Consider the following 18529-nt stretch of genomic DNA (forward strand, 5'->3'; position numbering starts at 1 on the left):
ACCGATGACAATCATCGATGGAAAGCGGCAGCATTGGCGTCTCGAAGCCACGCATCTTTTCCGCCGCGGGATTGGCCGAAAAAGGAAATCACCGCCGACCTTCCGCTTCGCCGAAAAAGCGGGATCGTGATTTGGGCGGCTTTCATGGGCAGGATCGAGATCGCTGACCTGGGCCAGAACGCGTTTGACCGGCGGGTGGTCTCGACATGACGTCAGAGCCCGTGACCAATGCTGAAGGTGTGCTGATAAGGGGGGCGGTGCAGTCGTGCCCTGTCAGTCGCCTTCCCTGTTTCGGATGGCGACAGGCGTCCGGGCCTTGCAAACGATTGATCTGCTAAGGGCGAGGAGTGGCAGACGGAAAAGGACGGCAGCGCTCAGGTGCAAACAGATCCCGGATCAGGTGATCTGCTTCTTGACCTCTTCGATATCCTGCACGGCGGCGAATTCGACCGCGATCCCTTCCTCGGTGTGACGCACGACACGGGCGCGCATCTTGCCCAGGGTGATCGGAGTGCCGAGAGCAGGCTTCACGGTTGTTGCAAGCGCTGCGCCCGACAGGGAGACGTCGATCACGCGGCAGGAATATTCGCGACCATCGGAAAGCTCGATCCGGGAAACGGCCTCGCTCGGTGCAAACCGCTCGTGGCGGCGGTCTTCCGGCAGGTTCAGTTCGTGGCGGTTAGCCAGCCAGGTCAGCTGGTTGGCGAGCTTGTCGCGCTTGCGGGGCGTTGCGTTGATGGTCATGGCGAAGCCGCCATCCATCATGCGAACGACCTTGCCCTCGATGCGACCGATATGGTCGATATAGGCGATCACACGCTCGCCAACAGTCGGGGCGACAGGAGCCACCACGGCCGCTCCGCCGGGAGACATGTTGATCACCTGGCAGGGGAATTCCCGTCTGTTTTCAAGCATGAAACGACCGAGGAGGCTCACCTTGACGCGCTGGAACCTGCGCTGGTCCGTCCGCTTGGCGCCAATCGTCGTCAGACGTTCATTCGTCTTGTCTGCGGCGGTTGTGGCTGTCGCCTCTTTCGCAAGGGTGGCCTGAGCGGGCGCCATTTGGCAAATCTCTCCTCGTTCGATCGCCGGTCGCATGTTCACGGGCGCTCGCGAGGCTCAGACTATCGCCGCTGGCGTTAACAAGCGGTTAGATCTCGTGAACAGATCGTCACGAATTGCCAATTTGGTGCCGTTTTCTTATTGGCGATTACGTCAGGGCATTAAATGCTATGGGTAATGAACGGCTTCGAGCATCCGGAATGTGCTTCGCAAGGCCGACTGAGCATAGGAAATGGCGTTGGCGAACCTTGCGGAAAAAGGTGTCGAAGGGGAGGTCCGGGGCGATCACGCCCCAGTCTGACCCTTGCCACCCTCATAGACGGTCAGGTGACCGACACGGCGATACCCAAGCTGGGTCGGATGGGGAAGGCCGTGGCCTTCGTTGACGGCGCTGACCTTGCGCAGGAAGGCGGGCTGTTCGTCCGGCCAGATCAGGCGCAGGCTGCTGATCGACTGGTGAACGACCGGGTGGATGCCGAGCCAGTACGGCTTTTCCATCAAGGTGCAGGAGCCGAGAATCCGCGTGTAGCCCTCGTTACGCATGCGCAGGGGCAGTAACAGGGTCTCGATGTTGACCGTTTGACCGCGGTCTGTGCGGCCCTCGATTCCGACAACGGCGGCCGCGGCTTCGCTGGTGATCGCCTGAAGCATCGTTTCCAGCGCTTCGCGGTCCTTGCCGTCCCACATGCGCAGGAAATCCCGGCCCTTCAGCTCGCGGCAATAGGCTGCGCACATGCGCGTACCGGCGAGGCGAAAGCGGTAGGTTTCCTCTCCCAAAGCTTCCAGAATGAACGTGTCGCCGAGAATCGTGCGGATGTCGCCCGGTTCTATCTCACTGCGCTCAGGCGCGGGCCTGGAACCGCGAAGCTGGTTCCAATAGTCGTAAAGCGCCTGCGTGGTGGCGTGTTTCATAGTTCAATGCCTCACTCGGTACCCAAAACAGCACGACCCCCGGTTGTCATGTCCTCTTGAGGTGTCCCGGTCTGGGCCGGTTTGACGCTCATTGAGAGACTCGCAGGCGGTGCGTAATGGTTAAGAGCAGGTTACATGCCAGCACCACTTTGGGCAGCAGCAGGGCAGTCTTTACGTGTCATTATGGTTAATAACGCGGCCAAGTCTGTGGACAGCTGCATGCGGATTGTCGGCTTTGCCAGCGGCAAATTCGCGATATTCTTGTTTCCCTGCTGATGCAGGTGATTGTCTGACGACCTTTGCCCCCTTATGTGGCAGGGACGGCGCTTGCCCGCGCCCGCGCACAGACGCCACATTTCGGAGCAGAATCAGATGCAGGACCCGATCCGCCGAGAGCCAGATCAGCCGTCGGAGTGGGGCGAAGGGCCCGGCTTTCAGCGCCAGCCGCCCTCCGAGCCGCTTTTCAATCTGCCGGGGGTCGTGGTCGCGCTTCTGGCGCTGCTGGTGCTGATCCATGCGTTGCGGGCGTTCGTCCTGTCCGCGCATGCCGATCTGGAGTTTCTCCTCACCTTCGCCTTCCTGCCGCTTCGCTATGTGAATGCGGGCGATCTGAGCCAGATGCTTGGCGGGACGCCGCTACCGGGCGGCGAGGGGGCGATGGTGTGGACTTTTCTCACCTATGCCTTCCTGCACGGGTCATTCATGCATCTCGTCTTCAACGGCTTGTGGATGGCCGTTTTTGGCAGCGTTCTGGCACGCCGTTTCGGGGTGGGGCGCTTCCTTGCCTTTTCTGCCGTGACGGCGATCGCCGGCGCGGGGGCTCATCTTGCGACACATTTCGGCGAGCCGATGCCGATGGTCGGCGCGTCGGCTGCGATCTCCGGCTATATGGCTGCGGTGGCACGGTTCGCCTTCGACAGGGCAGGGCCGCTTTCCATGATGCGTGCGCATGACAGTCTTGCCTATCGCCAGCCCGCAACCTCCCTGGCGCGTGCCCTCGTCAATCGACAGGTGCTGGCTTTTCTCGGGGTGTGGTTTGGCGTGAACCTGCTGTTCGGTATCGGAACCATCTCCTTTGGCGGCAATGAGCCGTCCATTGCGTGGGAGGCCCATATCGGCGGTTTCGCGGCGGGTTTGCTGTGTTTTTCCCTGTTCGATCCCGTCCCGCGCCGCCGCTAAGGCGCCGTTCGCCTATGGTCCAATACGGGGTTGTCACAATGAGGTTCACGAGACGGCCCTTTTTTGCGACAATCTTAACGTAGCGGCGGGGTCGAAATGCGTATCCGCCGGGGAAGGGTGTCGAAGGCGAGCGGGCTGCCCGACGTGAGATCACGGATTTGGGCGTGACGTTTTTCAATCGGCGTTTCAACGAGCTTGATGGCCAAGCCTCGTATGTCTGTGCAGATCTCGGTCGTTCCGTTGGATGGCCGACTTGGAACAGTAATGGAGGATGCAATGACTGTCGGCGCGATTTTGAATGAAAAGGGAGCCTCGGTCGTTTCGACGCCGGCCGATTCCACGCTTGCGGATGTTTGCGCAATCCTGAAGGAACACCGCATCGGTGTTGTGATGGTGCTCGATGATGCCGGGAATATTGCCGGTATCCTGTCCGAACGTGACGTCGTAGGCGCGATCGGCAAGGAAGGCGCTTCTGCCTTGCAGCGCAAGACTTCGCAATTCATGACCACGCGGGTGGAAACCTGCGTGGAGGACGACACCATCATTCATGCCATGTCTTTGATGACCAAGGGCCGGTTTCGCCACCTTCCGGTCATGCGCGACGGCAAGATCCATGGCGTGATTTCGATTGGCGACGTGGTGAAGTGGCGTATCGAACAGGTGGAACGCGAAGCTGAGGAAATGCGCAGCTATATCGCCATGGCCTGACGCGCAGTCGGGGCTGGCCCCGAGCCCTGCGCCGGCAGTATCTGTGAAGCAGCAAAGGCAGGCGCGTTGCGGGCGTCTGCCTTTTTTATGTTACGGACCTTCGATCCGGCGGTTCATTTCTTTCCGTAAACATCCGCGGGATCGTAGACGCGGGTTTCCACCGTCTCCAGGGCCGTTTGCGGTGATGCGGGCCGGCCGAGCTCGACCGTGCGGTAGAAACAGGAGCGGTAGCCCACGTGGCATGTGGCGCCATTGCCCGCAACCCGCACCTTGATCAGGATCGCATCCTGATCGCAGTCGGTGCGCATCTCCACGACCTTCTGGACCTGACCCGAGGTGCCGCCCTTTTTCCAGAATTCCTGTCGCGAGCGGCTCCAGTACCAGGCTTCGCCCGTCTCGATGGTGCGCGCGAGAGCTTCGGCGTTCATGTAGCCCAGCATCAGGACTTCGCCGCTGTCGGCATCGGTCACGATGGCGGGGATCAGGCCTTCCGCATCGAATTTCGGGCTGAGATTGGACCCGGTCTCAATGGTGGCCTTTTCGGTTCGCGGGGCGAACGGGGTGTCGGTCATGCGGTGAGTTCTCGGTTTTCAAGGCAGGGTCAATGGCGGCGCGCCCTAGCGGTTGACCATGGTCAGGAAACGGGCCTGTGCTGCCGGGTCGTCACGGAAGATGCCCGTGAAGCGGGTGGTCAGCGTGGCGACGCCCGGCTTCTGGACGCCGCGCAGCGACATGCACTGGTGTTCCGCTTCCATCATGATTGCCGTGCCGCGTGGGTTCAGGGCGCTGTCAATGGCGGCGGCGATCTGGGCTGTCAGGTTTTCCTGTGTCTGCAAACGTCGGGAGAAGGTCTCCACAACGCGGGCAAGTTTCGACAGGCCGACAACACCGGCGCGCGGATAATAGGCGATATGCGCCTTGCCGATGAAGGGCACCATGTGATGCTCGCAATGGGAATAGAAGGGAATATCTCTGAGCAGGACGATATCGTCGTAGCCGTTGACTTCCTCGAATGTCGTGCCGAGATGATCTGCCGGATTTTCGCCATAGCCGCGATAGAACTCGTCATAAGCTCTCACGACGCGTTGCGGCGTTTCAAGCAGGCCCTCGCGCGTCACGTCCTCGCCGACATAGGCGAGCAGGGTGCGCACGGCGGCTTCCGCCTGTTCACGGGTGGGCCGGGCCTTTTCGGCGTTTTCAGGCTTCTTGTCGGCGTTCAGGGCGGCGTCCATTGCGGACCTCTTCGTGTCGGGGTAACGATCCCGTGGGTGACCGGGCTCGGTGGCAGCTCTATATGGGAAGGCGTACGGTCCGGTTCAGGGTGATGAGGATGTCGGGCGCGGCGGTACAGCTGGCGACATCTCCGATTTGCCTTCTATATAGACGGTCGGGCACTCATGTGAAGGCGGTGCGGTTCCGGAGGCGAACATGATTGACGAGATCTATAACAGCCGGATCCTTGAGCTGGCGGGCAATATTCCACGGCTGGGGCGTCTTGAAAATCCGGATGGGACTGCGAAGGCGCATTCGAAATTATGCGGCTCCACGGTCATTGTGGACGTCAAGATGGAAGACGGCGTGATCACCGATTTCGCCCATGACGTGAAGGCTTGCGCGCTTGGGCAGGCCTCATCCGCCATCATGGCAGAGAATGTGATCGGCGCGCGCGCGGAAGAAATCCATGCCGTGCGTGACGCCATGCGGGCCATGCTGAAGGAGGGCGGAAGTCCGCCGCAAGGCCGCTTCGAGGATTGCAAGGTTCTGGAACCGGTGCGCGACTACAAGGCGCGTCATGCCTCCACGCTTCTGACCTTCGAGGCAACGGCGGATGCGGTGGATCAGGTGCTCACTCGGCAGAAAGACGGGACGACAGCCCCCTGAGGTGCGTGGCGGCGTTCCGCCAAAGCTGTCGGATTTCGGACGATGTTTTCCTTCCCGGATCACCGGGGTGGCTCGTGAAATGCAAATGGCCCGCAGAGTGAGCTCTGCGGGCCATTTTCGTTTTCAAGCTCTGGGGCGTCTTGGCCTAGTCGGACAAGGCTTCCTTGACCACCTGGTGCTCGCTCATCAATCCCTGCACGATGGAGTAGCAGGCAAGCAGCAGCACGATGGTGAAGGGGAAGCCGGTGGAGACCGCCATTGCCTGAAGTGCGGTCAGGCCCCCGCCCAGCAGCAGCGCGATGGCGACAAGGCCTTCGAACGTGGCCCAGAACACGCGCTGGGGGGTGGGCGCTTCCACCTTGCCACCCGCTGTGATGGTGTCGATCACCAGAGACCCAGAGTCCGAAGAGGTCACGAAGAACACAATGACCAGAATGATGCCGATGAAGGACGAGATCTGGTGCATCGGGAGCTGTTCCAGCATGACGAAGAGCTTCAGGGGAAGCTCCGCATCGGTGACCGCCTGGTAGCCCTGGTTGACGACCTGCTCGATGGCGGTGCCGCCGAAAACGGTCATCCAGAAGACGGAGACCAGCGACGGGATGAGCAGGACGCAGGTGATGAACTCGCGCACCGTACGACCGCGGGAAACGCGGGCGATGAACATGCCGACGAAGGGCGACCACGAGATCCACCAGGCCCAGTAGAAGGCGGTCCAGCCCTGACGGAAGTTGTCATCCGCGCGGCCCACGGGATTTGAGAGCGCGGGCAAATACTCCACATATGCGATGAGGTTGTCCACGAAGCCGCTGATCAGGCTTGCGGTCGGGCCGGTGAGGAGCACGAAGAGCAGCAGCATCGCCGCGAGAACCATGTTGATCTCGGACAGACGCTTCACGCCTGCGTCAAGGCCGGCGACCACCGAGGTGAGCGCCATGCCCGTGATCACGACGATCAGCAGGACCTTGACGGTGGTGGTGTCCGGCCAGTCGAACAGGAAGTGCAGTCCGGCCGCCGCCTGCGAGGCGCCAAAACCCAGCGAGGTGGCCAGGCCGAAAAGCGTCGCGAGCACGGCCATCACATCGATGATATGGCCCGTCCAGCCCCAGACCCTTTCGCCGAAGACGGGGTAGAATACCGAGCGCATGGTCAGCGGCAGGCCCTTGTTATAGGCGAAAAGCGCCAGCGCCAGTGCGACCACGGCATAGATGGCCCAGGGGTGCAGACCCCAGTGGAAGATCGTCGCCGCCATGCCCAGCCGTTCCGCTGCCAGCACATCGCCCGGCGCTCCGGCCAGGGGCGCCCAGCTTTCCGGCGCGCCGGCGTTCTGCGCAAAGGACGTGGCGTAGTGGGTGATGGGTTCGGAGACACCATAGAACATCAGGCCGATGCCCATGCCGGCGGCAAACAGCATCGCGAACCAGCCCGAGTAGGAGTATTCGGGCTCTGCTTCCGTGCCGCCGAGGCGTACATTGCCGAGTGGCGTGACGATCAGCACGATGCACAGAATGACGAAGATGTTTGCGGCCGACAGGAAGAACCAGTCGAATGTGCCAGTCAGCCAATCCCGCAATTCGCTGAACGCGGGGGCCAGACTGTTCTGGAAGGCCAGCGTCGCGAACACGAAGGCGACGATGGAAAGGCCGGAGATCAGGAAAACCGGGTTGTGAATGTCGAGTCCAAAGGGGCCGATGGTCGTCTGGATGTTGTCCTGACCAATGGAATAGTCGGTATCGATGATATCGGCTTCACCCTCTGGGCTCGGTGCGGCCCCGTCCGGTGTTTGGTCATCCTCGATGGGTGTGGTGGGCGATTGGTCGCTCATTGCGTCCCTTTCAGTTGAAATGGATAACTTCGATGATGCGGCTTGTGGCGCTCACGAGCGGATCACGAAAACGGAGATCGACGCATGCTGGGCCAGATAGCCGGCATTGGAGGCGAACAGGTGCTCGGCGGCGCCCGGGATGTGCGAGGCCATGATCACCGCATCGACACCGTTCTCCGCGATCGCCTTCATCAAGGTTTTGTCGAGATCGCGGGCCGGGTCATGGCTGACATAGGTGCGCGCCTCGCCTTCGATTTCGTGGCGGGATATCTGCTCCGCGGCAAAGGCGTTCAGCTTGCGGGTGAATTCTTCCGGGTTCCGGGCGACGGGGCCCGGCAATGTGGTGGTGATGCCGACATAAAGAACCGGCGCGTCATATAGCTTCGAAAGATCTGCCGCGACTTGCAGTGCGTTGCCCAGACTGTTCGTGTGGGCAAGGTCCACCGGGACCATAATCTTGCGAAACATATCTTCACCCCCGTCTTTTATGGTATCCAGATGCCGCGAGCCGGCGCCGTCTAACGTTGATCTCGCGCAAAGGTTCCGCGCGAAAGCAAATATGATTGTGGAAAGTGTGTAGTGGTTTGACCTGATTATAAATCATAAAATCGGTTTCTGGTCTAGGGGGAGTGAATTTGTCGAGGGTCTATGTCAGATGCCTCGCGGATCATTTGGGGTAGTGAAAATATAGACGTTATTTTTTGATTTTTATTTAAGGTATGTGCTTGTGAGAAAAGTAATACGTAGATGTAAGACGTGAGTTCAATTGCGGCATGTCTTGGTCGGATTTTGGTGTTATTTCCCGAGCGTTGGGGGCTGCTTGCGACCGGGCGAAATGCTTGACCCGGTCGCGCCGGCGTGGTCGATGGGGGCGTTGATCGTGAAAGACGCTTCATGAAGACCCTGGTCATTCTCCTCATTCGTCTCTACCGGGTGACGCTGTCGGCGCTCATCGGGCGGGCCTGCCGGTATCAGCCGAGTTGCTCCAGCTATACGGAGGAAGCGATCTCGCGTTTCGGCGTATGGCGCGGCGGTTGGGTCGGGCTCGCGCGGATCGTGCGCTGCAATCCGTTCGGTGCCAGCGGATATGATCCGGTGCCGGAGGAGCTGCCTGCCAATGCGCGCTGGTACCTGCCGTGGCGGTACGGCCAGTGGCGCGGCGATCACATCGATCCCGCGACCCGCATTGATCTAGAGTGAGAGCGCGGCGGGCGGCCTCCTTTTCGGGGCAGGCGCGGCTCATTTGAGGCCATTCCCCTCTTTACGTGCCGGCCCGAAAAGCCTATTCCCCGTCTTCTTATGACAACCCGCTTACCTGCCTCGTTTGCAGGAGTGAGCCAGGAGACAAAGATGATCCATCTGACTTTCCCCGACAATTCGGTGCGTGACTTCGAGCCCGGTATTACCGGCAAGGCTGTTGCCGAGGGCATTTCCAAGTCGCTCTCCAAGAAAGCCGTGGCCATTGCGCTGGACGGTGTGCTTTGCGATCTGGCCGACCCGATCGAGGCCGACGCGAAGATCGAGATCGTGACCCGTGACGACCCCCGCGCGCTGGAGCTGATCCGGCATGATGCGGCCCATGTCATGGCGGAAGCGGTGCAGGCCTTGTGGCCCGGCACTCAGGTCACCATCGGCCCCGTCATCGAGAACGGCTTTTACTACGACTTCAAGCGCGTCCATCCCGACACCCGCGAGGACTGGCCCTTCACGCCGGAAGACCTGCCGGTGATCGAGAAGAAGATGCGCGAACTGATCCAGAAGAACGCGCCCTTCACCAAGGAAGTCTGGTCCCGCGACAAGGCCCGTGAGGTCTTTGCCGACATGGGCGAGGCCTACAAGGTGGAATTGGTCGACGCGATCCCGGAAGATCAGGACGTCAAGATCTACCGACAGGGCGACTGGTTCGACCTGTGCCGTGGTCCTCACATGGACTCAACGGGCCGCATCGGTTCCGCCTTCAAGCTGATGAAGGTGGCGGGCGCCTATTGGCGCGGCGATGCCAACAACCCCATGCTGACCCGCATCTATGGCACGGCCTGGACCGACGAGAAGCAGCTGAAGACCTATCTCCACATGCTGGAAGAGGCCGAAAAGCGCGATCATCGTCGCCTTGGACGCGAGATGGATCTCTTCCACTTCCAGGAAGAAGGGCCGGGCGTTGTCTTCTGGCACTCCAAGGGGTGGACGACCTTCCAGAATCTCGTCTCCTACATGCGTCGCCGTCTCGCCGACGACTATGAGGAGGTGAACGCCCCGCAGGTGCTTCACACCTCGCTGTGGGAGACCTCCGGCCACTGGACCTGGTACAAGGAGAACATGTTCTCCGTGCAATGTGCGGATCCGGAATCGGAAGATGAGCGCGTCTTCGCGCTGAAGCCGATGAACTGCCCGGGGCATGTCCAGATCTTCAAGCACGGCCTGAAGAGCTATCGCGATTTGCCGTTGCGCATGGCCGAGTTCGGCGCCGTCCATCGCTACGAGCCCTCTGGCGCGATGCACGGGTTGATGCGTGTGCGCGGCTTCACGCAGGACGATGCCCATGTGTTCTGCACCGAAGAGCAACTCGCCGCCGAATGTATGAAGATCAACGACCTGATCCTCTCCGTCTACGAGGATTTCGGGTTCGACGAGATCGTGGTCAAGCTCTCCACGCGGCCGGAAAAGCGCGTCGGCAGCGATGAGGCCTGGGATCATGCCGAAGAGGTCATGACCAAGGTCCTCAAGGACATCGAGGCGCAGGCGGGCGGTCGCATCAAGACCGGGATCCTGCCGGGCGAGGGGGCGTTCTACGGGCCGAAGTTCGAGTACACGCTGCGTGACGCCATCGGGCGTGAGTGGCAGTGCGGCACCACCCAGGTGGACTTCAACCTGCCGGAACGCTTTGGCGCCTTCTATGTGGACAGCGACGGCGAGAAGAAAACGCCCGTCATGGTCCACCGCGCCATCTGTGGCTCCATGGAGCGGTTCCTCGGTATCCTGATCGAGAACTTCGCCGGTCACTTCCCGCTTTGGTTCGCGCCGCTTCAGGTGGTGGTGACGACCATTACGTCGGATGCCGATGACTATGCCGAGGAAGTCTATGCGCGTCTGAAGCGCGCGGGCCTCAAGGTCGATCTTGACCTGCGCAACGAGAAGATCAACTACAAGGTCCGCGAGCACTCGCTGGCCAAGGTTCCGGTGATCGTCGTGTGCGGCAAGCGCGAGGCGGAGGAGGGCACGGTGAATATCCGCCGTCTCGGCTCCAAGGATCAGGCGTCCATGACGCTGGACGAGGCGGTGACCTCGCTGACAGACGAGGCGATGGCCCCGGATCTCAAGCGCGTGCAGTAACCCGCCGGATCAAGGCTTCGAGACTATCGGGAAAGCGGGCTTCGGCCCGCTTTCTTTGTTTCTGGAGGGATTTGATGTGTGGCTTGAGCGTTTGGGCTCAAGCGCGGGCGGGGCCTGAGCGTGTGGCCGATCCTTCGAGACGCCTGCTTCGCAGGTGTCTCGAAGGATCGGCTCCATACCCAAGTGCCACTCTCACGATCCATGCAGGAAGCGGGACGCCGCAAGGCGTTATTCGGTCGCCAGACCGGCGGCGTTGCCGTCTTCCGTGCGCACTTCCACCTCGGTGTTGTGGCCGGGGGTGACTTCGAAATTGCGCGAGAACAGGCGGCCCTGATTGCGCGCCACGACGGTGTATTTGCCTGCAACGAGCACGTAGGTGGGGAAAGCGCCATCACCTTCCACCACGCTGTCGCCGGAAGGCGTCAGGATCGACCAGGCGGTGTTGGCGATGGCCTCGCCGCCAAAGGAATTCACGAGTTTCAGGGTGATTTCCGAGGCATTGTGATAGATGGTGGCCTCGGTCAACTTGCCCGGCTCCACGCGAATATCGGCACGCACGGTGGCGTTCACACGGCCATAGCGGCTGGTGATGTGGTAGGTCCCGGCATTGAGCGGCACGATGGTGCCCGGCCGCACGTTGCGCGCGATCAGCTTGCGTTCGCCGCGGGCGTTGAATTCTGTGCCGTAGATATCGAACCGCACCTTGGCGCTGTTGAGCGGGATCGTCTTGGAGACGGCGCTGTTGAGTTTGATGCCGCCGGCATTGAAGACAACGGTGCGGCTGGTCTGTCCCTGCTGGACGGACAGTTTCGTCGTCACGCCCGCATGGCCATAGGCGGTGTGGACCAGATAGGTGCCCGGATCGAGGCGGAATTCCGCGTCGCCGCCTTCCGAGGTGGCGACGAGATCGAGTTCGCCCTGATCGTTGATCTGGTCGGAATAGACGCGCCAGACGAGCCCCGAATCGATCAGCGGCCCTTCGGGGGTCAGGCGCGCCATCATGTAGAGGGTCGTGTTGTCCGGATCTCCGGGCTTGCCCGTGTCGGCGGTGCCGGAGGGGGCATAGGGCAGGACTTCCGGCGACATCAGCGCAGGCATGTTTTCGTTCAGCAACATCTCCAGCGAAGGCTGGGCCGCGGTCGCGTTGTCATAGGCAGCGGCGGAGCCTGCGGGATCATCCAGGCTGGGCTCGCCGTCGACGGGCGAGGGGATCGGCATCGGCGGTACGGGGGCTGCTTGCTGCGCATGGGCCGGGAGGCCTGAAGCGGCGGCGGAGACGAGCACAAGGCTTGCCAGGACCAGCGCGCGAACGCCTTTCGCCCCACATCGTGCAAGGCTTGCGAGCAGATGTGTCCTCATCGACAGGAATGCCATCAACCGGTTCCGTTTTGCGGGAGGCGACATGTGTCTGGCGCGCTCCCATGATCTGTTTTGACGGTTATGCCTTGCCCGGTGGCGCTTGGCCAGTCGAGACCTCCTTTTCAGAGCCGCAAAGGGTGGCGATTTCAAGTCAAGGCCTTGAATTTTCCGATGGCGCCCCGGCTTGGGGACTTCCGAATATTGACAGGTGCGGGGTGCATGGGCTCAAGTTGCGCCCGACTGATTTTCCCGAAATATCGTTTTCGACCATTTTCCATTTTCGGAACGGTGATCCGCGAAGGATCTGCTGTCCTGGTAACTGGAAAACGCCGTGCTCCGCGTATCGGAGGAAGGCAAGGAAGAGAGGCTTGGACGAACAATGCCAGACGCACTCACGCTGCTCACAACCCGGCGCACGATACCTGCGGTGGCTCTGGGAGAGCCGGGGCCCGATGCCGATCAGATCCGCACACTCGTACAGATCGCGGTGCGGGTGCCCGACCATGGCAAGCTGAAGCCGTGGCGCTTCATTGCTTTTGCGGGCGAGGCGCGCGCGCAGGTTGGCGAGGCGCTGCTTGCGTTGCAGCTGGAGGAAAAACCGGATCTGGACGAGGGGCAGCGCGAGAAGGAACGGACCCGCTTTTCCCGGGCCCCGCTGGTGATCGCGGTTGTTTCCAGAACGCAGGAGCACTTCAAGGTGCCTGAATGGGAACAGGTCATGTCGGCGGGGGCTGCCTGCATGAACCTCGTCCTTGGTGCGCATGCGATGGGATTTGCTGCGCAGTGGCTGACGGAATGGTATGCCTTTGACGACAAGGCCAAGGCGCTGTTCGGTCTGGAAAAGGGCGAGAACATCGTCGGCTTCGTGCATATCGGAACGCCGAAGGAGGAACCTGTCGACCGGCCGCGTCCCGATGTTGAAACCGTATTGACCTGGTGGAGCCCCGAAGGGGCGGGAGGAAATGCGCCGTGAATTACGACGCGATCAAGAACAAACATGGACTGCGCCACGACCCCTTCAAAGCCATCGTCGCGCCCCGGCCAATAGGCTGGATCTCGACGCTGGATGCGGAAGGCCGCGCCAATCTCGCGCCCTACAGTTTCTTCAACGCCCTGGGCGACAATCCGCATGTGGTGATGTTTTCCTCCTCCGGCTGGAAACACTCGGTCGCCAACGTGGAGGCAACCGGCGAGTTCGTCTGCAATCTGGCCACCTGGGACCTGCGGGAGCAGATGAACGAAAGCTCCGCGCCCTTTCCCGAAGGCACCTCCGAGTTTGAGGCCACCGGCCTGACGCCCGCGCCATCTGTCGCGGTGAAGCCGCCGCGGGTGGCCGAGAGCCCGATCGCACTGGAATGCCGCCATCTCCAGACGATCCGCATTCACGACCTTGACGGCAAGCCTGCCGATCAGTGGATGGTGATGGGACAGGTTGTCTCGATCCATATCGATGATGCGGTGATCGAGGACGGCATGATCGATGTGACCCGGATCAAGCCGCTGGCGCGTCTCGGTTATCGGGATTTTTCGGTGGTGAACGAGGTTTTCCAGATGACGCGCCCGGCGGGCGGCGGCGGCGCGGCAGGTGGGGCCTGAGGCAGGTTTCGAGATCCCGTAACAAAGAACAAGGCCGGAGCGATGAGGCATCGCTCCGGCCTTTTCAGTGTGCGCTCCTGCAGCCGGGTCAGGCGAAGACGCCCGCCAACCGCGCCCGGTCCAGCAGCTTTTTGGCGCGCGTGAGGTGAGGGCGGTCCAGCATTTCGCCATCGAGCCCGATAACGCCAGCATTGCCCGCCTCTGCAAAGGCGGTGACGATACGGCTGGCGCGTTCGATCTCGGCGGCGTTGGGGGTGAAGGTCTCGTTGATGACGGGGACCTGCGCCGGGTGGATTGCGAGCTTGGCGGTGAAGCCGTCGCGCACCGCCTCCTCGCACTCTGAGCGAAGGCCGTCCAGATCGCGGAAGCTCGTGAAGACCGTGTCGATGGGCGCAACATTGGCGGCGACCGCGCCGAAAAGGCAGAGATTGCGCGCGAACCGGAACGGCTCGGTGAACTCGCCATTCGCGCGGTTGGCGGCGGAGCCGATATCCGCGGACAGGTCTTCCCCGCCCCACGCCATTCCGGCAAGGCGGTTGCTCACCCCCTGATAGGTGCCGAGTTCGAACAGCGAGGCAGCGGTTTCCGTGGCAATGGCAATGATGCCGGTGCGTCCGTCCGGCGTCCCTGTTTCGGCTTCGTGGACAGAGAGCATGGCGTGAAGTCGGGCCACATCACGTCCGCTCGCGGATTTGGGCAGGACGATGCCGTCAGGAGCGACGCGCATGACCGCCTGCAGATCGGCCTCGCTCATGCCGCTGTCAAAGGCGTTGATGCGGACATAAAGGCGTGGGCGCTGGCTTGAGCGCAGAGTGTCGCGCAGGAAATAGCGTGTCGTTTCGCGCGCCTTTTGCTTGGCATCGGCGGCGACCGAATCCTCAAGGTCAACGATCAGCACATCCGCGCCGCTGGCGGTGCCTTTGGCAAGCTTGCGGGTGTCGTCACCCGGAACGAAAAGCAGGGAACGCAAGGCTCAGGCCTCCATGGTGGCGTTGGGCGACTTCTTCATGAATGCCTGCCTGCGGCAGACGGCGACAAGGTCTCCCTTCTGGTTGAAGGCCTTGTGCTCGAATTCGACGATGCCGGCATCGGGACGCGAGCGCGACTCCCGTTTGGCGACGATCTCTGTCGTGACATTCACGGTGTCGCCGTGGAAAAGGGGGTGGGGGAACTTCACCTCGCTCATGCCGAGATTGCCGATTGTGGTGCCGATCGTGGTGTCATTGACCGAGATGCCGATCATCAGTCCGAGTGTGAAAATGGAGTTGACCAGCGGCTGGCCCCACTCGGTCTGGGTTTCGCAGAAGTGGCGGTCGATATGGAGTGGCTGAGGATTCAGCGTCATGTTCGAAAAGAGCATGTTGTCCATTTCGGTGACCGTCCGGCGCAGCTCGTGTTCGATTTTCTGGCCGATGCGAAACTCATCAAAATACAATCCCGGCATCCCGGTAAGTCTCCTTCCCCTCGGCGGTTTTCCGCCCTTGTCCAATTCGCCTAAGCGTTCCGGCTTAGGTGATGGTTAACGTGGTGTTAACGATTTTCGAGCCATGGTTAAAGCCACATTAACCATGGGGTAGCTGGCTCGTCGATTGGCTGGCCGCTCAGTTTTCCTGTAGACCGCTAGGAGGCGGGTGTCATGAAAGTGGCCGATACGTCCTCGATTGCGTCTCGTATCGCGCTGGCCTTCCAATCGGCCAGCACGACGACCGGAACCGATTTCGCATATCTGGTCAAGACGGCATCGCGCGAGTCGAATTTCGACGCGTCCGCGAAGGCCAAGGGTTCCAGTGCTACAGGACTGTTTCAGTTTATCGAATCCACATGGCTGGAGACTGTGAAAACCTCCGGTGAAGCGCATGGGCTTGGCGAATATGCCAAGGACATCATCCCGCGTTCCGATGGCAGCTACACCGTGTCCAGTGCCGCGCGGCGGCGTGAAATCCTTGATCTGCGCAAGGACCCCGAAATCGCTTCGCTGATGGCGGGCGAACTGACGCGCAAGAATGCCGCCTATCTGGAACGCAAGCTCGGACGCGAGGCAACCGATGGCGAGCTTTATGCCGCCCATTTCCTTGGCGCCGGCGGAGCATCGCGGCTCATCCACCTTGCCGAGAACGACCCGGACCGTTCCGCAGCTGCCGTGTTCCCGCGTCAGGCGCGGGCCAACCGATCCATCTTCTATGAAGGGCGCTCTGCGCGCAGCGTGGCGCAGGTGCTTGATCAGCTCGTTGCGCAGCATGACAGCCCCTCCGGGATCAATTACGCGACTGTTGTCGCCTCAGCAAAGCCTGTGCCGACGCCGGTTGCCAAGTCCCAGGCGTTGGGCGCGGCGACGTTCGGCGGCGTTGGTGTGCCATCGACTGCCGGGCAGACGGTGATCGCCAGCCGTTATTATCGCCCGGCCCAGGTGAAAGAGCTTTCGCAGGCCCTTGCCGGTCTGACCGAGCTTGGAAAAAGCCAGCCGCCGATTGGCGACACGGCCCCGATCGAGCGCGTGGTCGCGCAAGCCGATATGCCGGAGACCGCCGATACCGCCGGGGCGGATGATGACACTACAGGCGAGGGCCGCCGCGCCGATCTCCCCGTAGCCGTTGCCGCGATTGCATCGAACGATGCGCCGTTGCCTCCGGCGGCGAAACCGGAACGTACGCCTGCGGTCGCAACTGAGGAACCGGCGATCGATGCCGCGGTGGCTGTTGCGCTGGCGGAAGCCGATGCCGAGGCGGTCGCCAATCCCGTTGCCATCGCGCAGGAGAACGTCGAGGCGCAGCCCGCCTCAACTCTGACTGCCTTCCAGCCCGTGGATGATGCGCGTATCCCCGCAAGGGCCACCCGCGCCAATCAGGATCTCTTTGCAAAGGGAAGCGCGTCCGCCCGGATTTCCAGCGCCTGGCGTGCAACCGAGGTGCAAGCGCCATTCCAGGCGCTTTTCCGCAATGACCAGATTTCGGAAAACGAACGTTTCGACGACACGTTCGTCAATGCGTTCCGGGCAAGGCCTGAGGCTTTGCAGGCCGCCGTTGAGGCGCACACCGCGGCTCGTGCACAACCCCAGCCCGAACCCACGCAGGTTGCCTCCGCAGCTTCGTCCTCTTCCATCGCCGCCAGGGCCCCTGTAGGGGGAAATGGTGATCCGTTCGATTTGACCGGTTTTCTCAAGTACCAGATCTTCAAGGAACCCGAGGACCTGGTGCCTCCGGCCTGATCGACGCTGGTGGACCGAAGTCGGTCACAGCCCCTTTACCCTTGCCAGTTTTCTGATCCCGACTTTCCGGGGCTTTTCGTAGCCCAGCGGCGAGTTATGCTTGCGGTGCGCCTGTCCTCATGCGGCGATGCCGTAGCGTCGCGGGCCGTTTTGAGAAAACATGGTGAACCGAATATTAAACCTTGGCTGGCAGGCTTTGTGTTCAAGGTCGTCCCGCCTGGAATGTAGTCATGCTTATCCGAGATCTCGTTTGCTGGATGGATACCGCTCCGGACGCTGCGCGCGCCCGGGCCGCCCATGCGCTTGCGCGCTCCTTCCTCACATCCGAGCTCGATGATTGCGAAAAGCGCGATGCGGAGGCCGCGCTCACCTGGTTGCTGGATGATCCCGCGCCCACCGTGCGCGCTGCACTTGCCGATGGTTTGGCCGACAGCAAAAATGCTCCGCGCCACCTGATCCTGTGTCTTGCAAGCGATATTCCGCCGATCGCGTCGCTGGTGCTCATGCGCTCCCCGCTGTTTCTCGATGCCGAACTCGTTGATTTCGTGGCCCTGGGCGATGCGGATATCCAGATGGCGGTGGCGCGTCGGCCTTCCGTGTCCGCTGTCGTCTCCGCGTCTCTGGCGGAAACGGGCGCTTTGGAGGCCTGTCTGGAATTGCTGGCCAACCCGGCGGCTGTTTTCACGCGGAGCGCGCTGGAGCGGCTGGTGGAGCGCTTCGACAGCGATGCGGAACTGCGCCGCGCGCTGATGACCCGTCCGGGGATTCCGCTTGCGGTAAAGCAGAAGCTTGTCGCCCAGCTTGCGGAGAGCTTGTGCCGGGCGCCGACGGTCGGCACAGGGCTCAAGGCGGAACGTGCCCGGCATATGTTGGGCGAGGCGCGCGACCGCATCACTGTCGCGATGGCGCAGGATGCGGAATTGCCGGAAATGGTGGGTCTCGTCGACTATCTGCGTGCGAACGCCCAGCTCACCCCCACGCTGCTCTTGCGCGCCGTGTGCACAGGCAACATGGGGCTTTTCATTGCGGCCATGTCGGTCTTGGCGGACATGCCGGTGGAGCGGGTCGAGCAGGTTCTGGCCAATGGCTGGGGGGCGAGCTTGCGAGCGCTGTTCAAGCGGGCAAAGCTCCCGCCGAAGCTGCATTCAGCCTTTGAGACGGCGCTTGTGACCTATCGCGAAATCGCGGCGGCAGACGCTGCGCTGTCAGGCTTTGCCTTCACCCGCCGGATGATCCAGACCGTGCTGGATCACCATGAGCCCGAAGAAGGCTTCGATGACGGGCTCGATCCGTTGCGTCGCCTGCTTCGGCGACTTGAGACGGAGGCGGCGCGGGATTCGGCGCGTCTGTTCGCCCAACAGGTCAGCCTTCCGGCGGCCTGAGCATATTTTTCCAGATAAAGGACAGAAAGGCACCGCAACAAGGCGTTGCGTGACCCTTCCCGTGCGTTCAAAAAGGAGACTGCTGGCAGA

Annotated in this window: 18 protein-coding genes; 9 read left to right on the forward strand and 9 right to left on the reverse strand. The window is 61.6% G+C overall.

Translation table 11 applies throughout. The annotated features are described in order from the left end of the window. Positions 1–396 precede the first annotated feature (396 nt). Both ABGM93_RS01370 and ABGM93_RS01375 read right to left on the reverse strand, forming a co-directional pair. Positions 397–1062 carry a PilZ domain-containing protein gene (locus ABGM93_RS01370; protein ID WP_321502776.1) on the reverse strand — a complete coding sequence of 222 codons (666 nt, stop codon included), beginning with the start codon at positions 1060–1062 and terminating at the stop codon, positions 397–399. A 285-nt stretch (positions 1063–1347) separates the two neighbouring features. Continuing rightward, a complete protein-coding gene (locus ABGM93_RS01375) occupies positions 1348–1974 on the reverse strand; it encodes a PAS domain-containing protein (protein WP_321502778.1) in 627 nt (208 codons plus the stop codon). A 372-nt stretch (positions 1975–2346) separates the two neighbouring features. Between ABGM93_RS01375 and ABGM93_RS01380 the strand changes: the two genes are divergently transcribed. Together ABGM93_RS01380 and ABGM93_RS01385 are read left to right on the forward strand one after the other, a co-directional pair. Beyond that, positions 2347–3153: a rhomboid family intramembrane serine protease gene (locus ABGM93_RS01380; protein WP_321502780.1), complete on the forward strand. Its 807-nt coding sequence runs from the start codon at positions 2347–2349 to the stop codon at positions 3151–3153. 276 nt (positions 3154–3429) lie between these two features. After that, positions 3430–3861: a CBS domain-containing protein gene (locus tag ABGM93_RS01385; protein WP_321502782.1), complete on the forward strand. Its 432-nt coding sequence runs from the start codon at positions 3430–3432 to the stop codon at positions 3859–3861. 113 nt (positions 3862–3974) lie between these two features. Here the strand turns inward: ABGM93_RS01385 and hisI are convergent, their stop codons facing one another. After that, positions 3975–4433: a phosphoribosyl-AMP cyclohydrolase gene (gene hisI / locus ABGM93_RS01390; protein WP_321502784.1), complete on the reverse strand. Its 459-nt coding sequence runs from the start codon at positions 4431–4433 to the stop codon at positions 3975–3977. A gap of 45 nt (positions 4434–4478) precedes the next feature. Further along, the gene (gene folE / locus ABGM93_RS01395) at positions 4479–5093 is read right to left on the reverse strand and encodes a GTP cyclohydrolase I FolE (protein WP_321502787.1); all 615 of its coding nucleotides are present in this window, start codon (positions 5091–5093) and stop codon (positions 4479–4481) included. Positions 5094–5289: 196 nt separating this feature from the next. Between folE and ABGM93_RS01400 the strand changes: the two genes are divergently transcribed. Next, positions 5290–5742 carry an iron-sulfur cluster assembly scaffold protein gene (locus ABGM93_RS01400; protein WP_321502789.1) on the forward strand — a complete coding sequence of 151 codons (453 nt, stop codon included), beginning with the start codon at positions 5290–5292 and terminating at the stop codon, positions 5740–5742. Between the two features lie 145 nt (positions 5743–5887). On the opposite strand, the gene ABGM93_RS01405 is transcribed toward ABGM93_RS01400, so the two are convergent. Beyond that, positions 5888–7567 (reverse strand): BCCT family transporter, encoded by a 1680-nt coding sequence (locus ABGM93_RS01405; RefSeq protein ID WP_321502791.1) that lies wholly within the window; start codon positions 7565–7567, stop codon positions 5888–5890. 51 nt (positions 7568–7618) lie between these two features. Further along, a complete protein-coding gene (locus tag ABGM93_RS01410) occupies positions 7619–8035 on the reverse strand; it encodes a universal stress protein (protein ID WP_321502793.1) in 417 nt (138 codons plus the stop codon). Positions 8036–8461: 426 nt separating this feature from the next. Here ABGM93_RS01410 and yidD point away from each other — a divergent pair, with 426 nt between their 5' ends. Then, positions 8462–8767, forward strand: a complete 306-nt coding sequence (gene yidD, locus ABGM93_RS01415; protein ID WP_321502795.1) for a membrane protein insertion efficiency factor YidD — start codon at positions 8462–8464, stop codon at positions 8765–8767. Between the two features lie 150 nt (positions 8768–8917). Then, the gene (gene thrS, locus ABGM93_RS01420; protein ID WP_321502797.1) at positions 8918–10897 is read left to right on the forward strand and encodes a threonine--tRNA ligase; all 1980 of its coding nucleotides are present in this window, start codon (positions 8918–8920) and stop codon (positions 10895–10897) included. Positions 10898–11125: 228 nt separating this feature from the next. Here the strand turns inward: thrS and ABGM93_RS01425 are convergent, their stop codons facing one another. Beyond that, complete coding sequence (locus ABGM93_RS01425) at positions 11126–12271, reverse strand: hypothetical protein (protein ID WP_321502799.1); 1146 nt, start codon at positions 12269–12271, stop codon at positions 11126–11128. Positions 12272–12635: 364 nt separating this feature from the next. Between ABGM93_RS01425 and ABGM93_RS01430 the strand changes: the two genes are divergently transcribed. Then, complete coding sequence (locus ABGM93_RS01430) at positions 12636–13229, forward strand: nitroreductase (protein ID WP_321502801.1); 594 nt, start codon at positions 12636–12638, stop codon at positions 13227–13229. Continuing rightward, on the forward strand, positions 13226–13852 hold the full coding sequence (locus ABGM93_RS01435; RefSeq protein WP_321338010.1) for a flavin reductase family protein: 627 nt from the start codon (positions 13226–13228) through the stop codon (positions 13850–13852). Before ABGM93_RS01430 ends, ABGM93_RS01435 begins: the two co-directional genes overlap by 4 nt. Positions 13853–13940: 88 nt before the next feature. Here the strand turns inward: ABGM93_RS01435 and ABGM93_RS01440 are convergent, their stop codons facing one another. Both ABGM93_RS01440 and ABGM93_RS01445 read right to left on the reverse strand, forming a co-directional pair. Beyond that, entirely contained in the window at positions 13941–14822 is an 882-nt protein-coding gene (locus ABGM93_RS01440) for a CoA ester lyase (protein ID WP_321502804.1), read from the reverse strand. A gap of 3 nt (positions 14823–14825) precedes the next feature. Then, positions 14826–15296, reverse strand: coding sequence for a MaoC family dehydratase (locus ABGM93_RS01445; RefSeq protein WP_321502806.1), 471 nt, complete (start codon positions 15294–15296; stop codon positions 14826–14828). 192 nt (positions 15297–15488) lie between these two features. On the opposite strand from ABGM93_RS01445, the gene ABGM93_RS01450 reads away from it, so the two are divergent. Together ABGM93_RS01450 and ABGM93_RS01455 are read left to right on the forward strand one after the other, a co-directional pair. After that, positions 15489–17057 carry a hypothetical protein gene (locus ABGM93_RS01450; RefSeq protein WP_321502808.1) on the forward strand — a complete coding sequence of 523 codons (1569 nt, stop codon included), beginning with the start codon at positions 15489–15491 and terminating at the stop codon, positions 17055–17057. Between the two features lie 230 nt (positions 17058–17287). Continuing rightward, positions 17288–18439: a DUF2336 domain-containing protein gene (locus ABGM93_RS01455; protein ID WP_321502811.1), complete on the forward strand. Its 1152-nt coding sequence runs from the start codon at positions 17288–17290 to the stop codon at positions 18437–18439. Positions 18440–18529: the final 90 nt, after the last annotated feature.

This window comes from Breoghania sp., from assembly GCF_963674635.1.
Taxonomy (GTDB): Bacteria; Pseudomonadota; Alphaproteobacteria; order Rhizobiales; family Stappiaceae; genus Breoghania.

Coding starts and splice junctions, on each gene's coding strand:
- ABGM93_RS01380 (WP_321502780.1), top strand. CDS start 2,347: ATGCAGGACCCGATCCGCCGAGAGCCAGATCAGCCGTCGGAGTGGGGC.
- ABGM93_RS01425 (WP_321502799.1), bottom strand. CDS start 12,271: ATGGCATTCCTGTCGATGAGGACACATCTGCTCGCAAGCCTTGCACGA.
- hisI (WP_321502784.1), bottom strand. CDS start 4,433: ATGACCGACACCCCGTTCGCCCCGCGAACCGAAAAGGCCACCATTGAG.
- ABGM93_RS01385 (WP_321502782.1), top strand. CDS start 3,430: ATGACTGTCGGCGCGATTTTGAATGAAAAGGGAGCCTCGGTCGTTTCG.
- ABGM93_RS01370 (WP_321502776.1), bottom strand. CDS start 1,062: ATGGCGCCCGCTCAGGCCACCCTTGCGAAAGAGGCGACAGCCACAACC.
- ABGM93_RS01375 (WP_321502778.1), bottom strand. CDS start 1,974: ATGAAACACGCCACCACGCAGGCGCTTTACGACTATTGGAACCAGCTT.
- thrS (WP_321502797.1), top strand. CDS start 8,918: ATGATCCATCTGACTTTCCCCGACAATTCGGTGCGTGACTTCGAGCCC.
- ABGM93_RS01450 (WP_321502808.1), top strand. CDS start 15,489: ATGAAAGTGGCCGATACGTCCTCGATTGCGTCTCGTATCGCGCTGGCC.
- folE (WP_321502787.1), bottom strand. CDS start 5,093: ATGGACGCCGCCCTGAACGCCGACAAGAAGCCTGAAAACGCCGAAAAG.
- ABGM93_RS01400 (WP_321502789.1), top strand. CDS start 5,290: ATGATTGACGAGATCTATAACAGCCGGATCCTTGAGCTGGCGGGCAAT.
- ABGM93_RS01410 (WP_321502793.1), bottom strand. CDS start 8,035: ATGTTTCGCAAGATTATGGTCCCGGTGGACCTTGCCCACACGAACAGT.
- ABGM93_RS01430 (WP_321502801.1), top strand. CDS start 12,636: ATGCCAGACGCACTCACGCTGCTCACAACCCGGCGCACGATACCTGCG.
- ABGM93_RS01455 (WP_321502811.1), top strand. CDS start 17,288: ATGCTTATCCGAGATCTCGTTTGCTGGATGGATACCGCTCCGGACGCT.
- ABGM93_RS01445 (WP_321502806.1), bottom strand. CDS start 15,296: ATGCCGGGATTGTATTTTGATGAGTTTCGCATCGGCCAGAAAATCGAA.
- ABGM93_RS01405 (WP_321502791.1), bottom strand. CDS start 7,567: ATGAGCGACCAATCGCCCACCACACCCATCGAGGATGACCAAACACCG.
- yidD (WP_321502795.1), top strand. CDS start 8,462: ATGAAGACCCTGGTCATTCTCCTCATTCGTCTCTACCGGGTGACGCTG.